4 protein-coding genes and 1 pseudogene are annotated in these 4,879 nt (G+C 72.3%); 3 read left to right on the top strand and 2 right to left on the bottom strand.

The window, feature by feature from the left end:
- Positions 1-571 (bottom strand): annotated as a pseudogene (locus AOK09_RS11035) (hypothetical protein); the annotation flags it as partial.
- Positions 572-704: 133 nt separating this feature from the next.
- On the opposite strand from AOK09_RS11035, the gene AOK09_RS11030 reads away from it, so the two are divergent.
- Complete coding sequence (locus tag AOK09_RS11030) at positions 705-1,613, top strand: HhH-GPD family protein (protein WP_055586973.1); 909 nt, start codon at positions 705-707, stop codon at positions 1,611-1,613.
- A 180-nt stretch (positions 1,614-1,793) separates the two neighbouring features.
- Here AOK09_RS11030 and AOK09_RS11025 read toward each other — a convergent pair whose 3' ends face one another.
- Complete coding sequence (locus AOK09_RS11025; protein WP_055586972.1) at positions 1,794-3,395, bottom strand: MDR family MFS transporter; 1,602 nt, start codon at positions 3,393-3,395, stop codon at positions 1,794-1,796.
- Between the two features lie 159 nt (positions 3,396-3,554).
- Between AOK09_RS11025 and AOK09_RS11020 the strand changes: the two genes are divergently transcribed.
- Positions 3,555-4,163 (top strand): TetR/AcrR family transcriptional regulator, encoded by a 609-nt coding sequence (locus tag AOK09_RS11020; protein WP_055586971.1) that lies wholly within the window; start codon positions 3,555-3,557, stop codon positions 4,161-4,163.
- A gap of 377 nt (positions 4,164-4,540) precedes the next feature.
- Positions 4,541-4,879 (top strand): hypothetical protein (locus tag AOK09_RS40055; RefSeq protein WP_407675388.1); only part of this gene is annotated, 339 nt, incomplete at its 3' end.

The following is a 4,879-nucleotide window of genomic DNA, read 5'->3' as shown; positions in this document are numbered from 1 at the left end:
TGGAGGTGGGGCAGATCGGCAGCGCACGCACCGCCGGGGTGTTCACCGCCACGGTGCCGCCGCCCGTCCCTCCGCCGCCGGCCCCCCCGCCGGCCCCGCCTCCGGCGGCCGATCCGCCCGACGTGCCGCCGCTCGCGGATCCGCCGGCCGCGCCGCCGGCGCCGCCGCCGGTGGCGCCACCCGAAAGACTGACGTCACTGCCGCCCGTCCCGCCCGTCCCGGCGCTTCCGCCGTCGCCGCCGCCACCGCCGGTGGTGTCCGAGGAGCCACCGTTGCCGCCCGCCGTCGGGGAGCTGCCGGGGGTGGCTCCCCCGCTTCCGTCGCCGCCCGTGGACGTGCCGCCGGTACCGCCCGGACGGGTGCTGATCGCCGACCCGCTGGGGCCGGTGCCGGGGGTGATCGACTCGACCGGCACCGGGTGCTTGCCCTTGCCCTGACTGCCTCCGCCCCCGCCCGTGGTCAGCCAGAGGACCAGGGCCGCGATCGCGGCCAGGACGACGAGCACGACGAACCGCCGCCGCCAGTAGATGGACGCGGGCAGCGGTCCCACGGGATGGCGCATAGAGGGCACGCGCAAACTCTACGAGAGATCGTCCGCCCCTCACCGCATCAACACCTCAGCCAGCGAGCTTCTTTCAGATCATCAGCCTGATGCGCCGACCGGGCGGCGGCCGATCGGCGCAGCGTGGGAGGATCGGAGGGAGATGTCTGTACACACCGCCGTGCCGCTTCCCGTGCTGCACTCCACGATCCTCGACTGGTACGCCGAACACGCCCGTGACCTGCCCTGGCGCACCCCGCAGGCCACGCCTTGGGCGGTGATGGTCAGTGAGTTCATGCTCCAGCAGACCCCGGTGAAGCGGGTCCTGCCGGCGTACGCGGCCTGGCTGGAGCGCTGGCCGACGCCGGCGGCGCTGGCCGCCGACGCCCCGGGCGAGGCGGTCCGGATGTGGGGCAGGCTCGGCTATCCGCGTCGTGCGCTGCGGCTGCACGCCGCCGCCACCGCCATCACCGAGCGGCACCACGGCGAGGTGCCCGACGACCACGCGCAGCTGCTCGCCCTGCCCGGCGTCGGCGAGTACACCGCCGCGGCGGTCGCCTCCTTCGCCTTCCGGCAGCGGCACGCGGTCCTGGACACCAATGTGCGCAGGGTCCTGGCCCGGGTCGTGGACGCCGTGGAGCACCCGCCGACGGCGACCACCGCCGCCGAGCGCCGCACCGCCACGGCGCTGCTGCCGGAGGCCGACGGGACGGCGGCGACCTGGGCGGTGGCGGTGATGGAGCTGGGCGCGCTGGTCTGCACCGCCCGTACCCCGCGCTGCGGTGGATGCCCGGTGGCCGCGATGTGCGCCTGGCGGCTGGCGGGGAGTCCTCCGTACGACGGCCCGCCGCGGCGCGGCCAGACGTACGCGGGCACCGACCGGCAGGTGCGCGGCAAGCTGCTCGCCGTGCTGCGGGAGGCGCACGGCGAGGTGACCCAGGCGGTGCTGGACGCGGTCTGGGACGAGCCGGTGCAGCGCGCCCGCGCCCTCGACGGTCTGGTCGCGGACGGTCTGGTGGAGCCCGTCGGCCCGGGTGTCTATCGTCTCCCCGGGTCAGCGCCCCGCGCATAGGGCTTCACGCGCCCGGCGCCGGCCCCGGGCCCCCGGTCGGTCGCCCGGCGGACCGGGCGGCCGCACGCACAGGGGCGCGGGGCCCGGCGCCCAGCCCCTGCCCGGTACGGGCGGGCGGCTGGGCGCGCGGTTCCCCGCGCCCCTGACGGTGCACGGCAGGCCGCGGACGGTGCGCGCCGGTCAGAGCGCTCCGGCCAGCTCGGTGGTGCTGCCCTCGCCGGCGTCGGCGGCCGCACCGCTCGCGTCGCCCGCGCCGCGCAGCGGGACCTCCTTGAGGAGGACGGCGGCGGCGATGCCCACCACGCTGACCACGGCGCCCCACAGGAACACCGAGTGGATGCCGTTGGAGATGGCGTGGTGGTAGGCGTTCTGGAAGGCGGCAGGGAGGGTCTTCAGGACGGCCGGGGTGATCTGGGCGGTCTGCTCCGCGGCCTTGCCGCCGGCCGCCGCACCCATGTCCTTCATGGTGGCGGTGACCCGGTTGGTGAAGAGCGCGCCGAAGAGCGCCACACCGAAGGAGCCGCCGATGGTGCGGAACAGGGTGGCGGTGGAGCTGGCCACGCCCATGTCCTTGAGCTCGACGCTGTTCTGCGCCACCAGCATGGTGACCTGCATCAGGAAGCCCATGCCCGCGCCGAGCACCACCATGTAGACGCTGGAGGTGAAGCGGGTGGTGTCCGTGCCGAGGGTGGAGAGCAGCAGCGCGCCGCCTGCCATCACCCCGGTGCCGAGGATGGGGTAGATCCGGTAGCGGCCGGTACGGGTGATCGCCTGGCCGACGGCCAGCGAGACCACCAGCATGCCCAGCATCATCGGCATCAGCAGCAGACCGGAGTTGGTGGCGGAGGCGCCCTGCACGCTCTGCTGGTAGAGCGGGAGGAAGGTGACCGAGCCGAACATGGTGAAGCCGACCAGGAAGCCGATCACCGAGACCATGGTGAAGTTGCGGTTGTGGAAGAGGCCCAGCGGCAGCATGGGCTCCTCGGCGCGGCGCTCGGCGAGGACGAAGCCCACCAGGGTGACGACGGCGAGCACGGCGAGGCCCAGGATCTGGCCGGACGCCCAGTCGTACTGCTGGCCGCCCCAGGTGGTGATCAGCACCAGAGCGGTGATGCCCACGGTGAGCAGTACGGCGCCCAGGTAGTCGATCCGCGCGGTGGAGCGGAGCTTGGGCAGGTGCAGGGTGGCGGTGACGACCAGCAGGGCGACCGCGCCCAGCGGGATGTTGATGTAGAAGGTCCAGTGCCAGTTGAGGTGGTCGGTGATGAAGCCGCCGACCAGCGGGCCGCCGATCATGGCGATGGCCATGACGCCGGCGAACATGCCCTGGTACCTGCCGCGGTCGCGGGGCGGGATGAGGGCACCCATGATCGACATCACGCCTACCATCAGGCCGCCCGCGCCCAGGCCCTGGAGCGCCCGGAAGCCGATCAGCTCACCCATGGTCTGGGAGAGGCCCGCCAGGGCGGATCCGACGAGGAAGATCACGATCGAGACGATGAAGCTGCCCTTGCGCCCGTAGAGGTCGCCGAGCTTGCCCCAGATGGGCGTGGAGGCCGCGGTGGCCAGGGTGTAGGAGGTGACCACCCAGGAGAGGTGCTCCGCGCCTCCCAGGTCTCCGACGATGGTGGGCATGGCGGTGCCGACGATGAGGTTGTCGAGCATCGCGAGCAGCATGGTGATCACCAGACCGACCATGATGACCCGTATCTCACGCGGTGTGCGCGTCTCCGGCACGTCCTGGGCGGCGCCCTCCGCCAGGGCTTGGGCTTTCTCGGACACGGTGGGGCTCCCCCGTTGCTTACTTGTCGACCGGCTAGTGAACTCTTCACTGGCAAGCTAGGCTCCTTACCAGCCGACCGTCAAGTTGATTTCCGTTCGGGCCGCTCCAGGCGGAAGACTTGACCTCCCAAGACCACGAACAAGGGGCACGACCGAAGGATGAGCACCCACACGCCTCGCGGGGACACCCGGACCCGCATCCTGGACGTCGCCCTGGAGCTGTTCTCGGAGCACGGCTACGAGCAGACCTCGCTACGGGAGATCGCGGACCGGCTGGGCGTGACCAAGGCGGCCCTCTACTACCACTTCAAGACCAAGGACGACATCGTCTACGGCATCGTCGAGTCGATGTCCGCGCCGCTCGACGAGGCCATCGCCTGGGGTGAGCAGCAGCCCTGGTCGCCCCGGGTGCGCGACGAACTGGTACGCCGCTTCGCGGAGGGGATGTCCGAGCGGATCACCCTGCTGCGGTTCTTCCACGAGAACCAGCCCGCCGTACGGGAGCTCAACGCCGGCGCCCGCTTCAAGGAGCGGATGATCGCCATGGTGCGGCTGATCCAGGGACCGGAGAGCACCTACCAGGACCGGGTCAGGGCCGCGATGTCCCTCTTCGCCATCAACGCCGGACTCTTTCTGCTCCATTCGGAGACGGACGACGCGGAGACCACGGACCACCCCGACCAGGCGGCCCGCCAGGCGGCCGCCCTGGAGGTCGCCCTGGAGATCGCCGGGCGCATCACCCCGGGCAAGAAGACGGCCGCCCACTGATCACCAGCCACTGATCATCCGCCGGCCCGACCGGGCCGCAACCAGTGAGCCCGGTCACAAGGCGCACCCTCGTCACTATCGGCGCTCGTAGCCGGGAGACCGCCGGGCGACACCAGCACAGAGCCGGAATATCCGCCGCCGCACCCGCCCGCAATGCCGTCCGTATACGGACATGCGTAGTAAAACCGCAGCTTTTGTCGGCCCGGCGGATTTTGTTAGGACTGGGTCTGCCCGACGGGGAGCAGGTCGAAACATCGACGCCCGACTCGCTCACCCGTTCCGCTGAAGCCCCCGCTCAAGTCGGGGCCCCGGCCCGCCCAACGGCATCTCACCGTGCCCCTGCGGCACCGGGCCGTCGTACCGATAGAGGACTTAGCGTGAAGCGCAACACCCAGATACGCCCCATCCGCCTGGCCGCCGCGATCGCCGGCGTGACCGTGGCCACCGCCGCCCTGAGCGGCACCGCCTTCGCGGCGGACGACGTGAAGACCCTGAGCGCCCACGAGGCCCATGTCGTCCACGCCGCCCACCAGAACCACGTGGTCCACGTGGCCAACGAGGCCGCCAGGGCCTCCGCCGCCGCCCACGCGGCGCACGTCGCCCACCAGGCGCACACCGTCGCGGCCGCCAACGCCGCCTCCCGCGCGGCCTCCTCCGCCGCGGCCCACGCCGCCCACGAGGCCCACCGCATCGCGGCCGCCAACGCCGCCTCCCGC

Source organism: Peterkaempfera griseoplana (assembly GCF_001418575.1).
In the GTDB taxonomy this organism is placed as follows: Bacteria; Actinomycetota; Actinomycetes; order Streptomycetales; family Streptomycetaceae; genus Peterkaempfera; species Peterkaempfera griseoplana.
The sequence above is the reverse complement of the archived record's forward strand: the minus strand, read 5'-3'. Positions and strand labels throughout refer to the sequence as shown.

Coding starts and splice junctions, on each gene's coding strand:
- AOK09_RS11030 (WP_055586973.1), top strand. CDS start 705: ATGTCTGTACACACCGCCGTGCCGCTTCCCGTGCTGCACTCCACGATC.
- AOK09_RS11020 (WP_055586971.1), top strand. CDS start 3,555: ATGAGCACCCACACGCCTCGCGGGGACACCCGGACCCGCATCCTGGAC.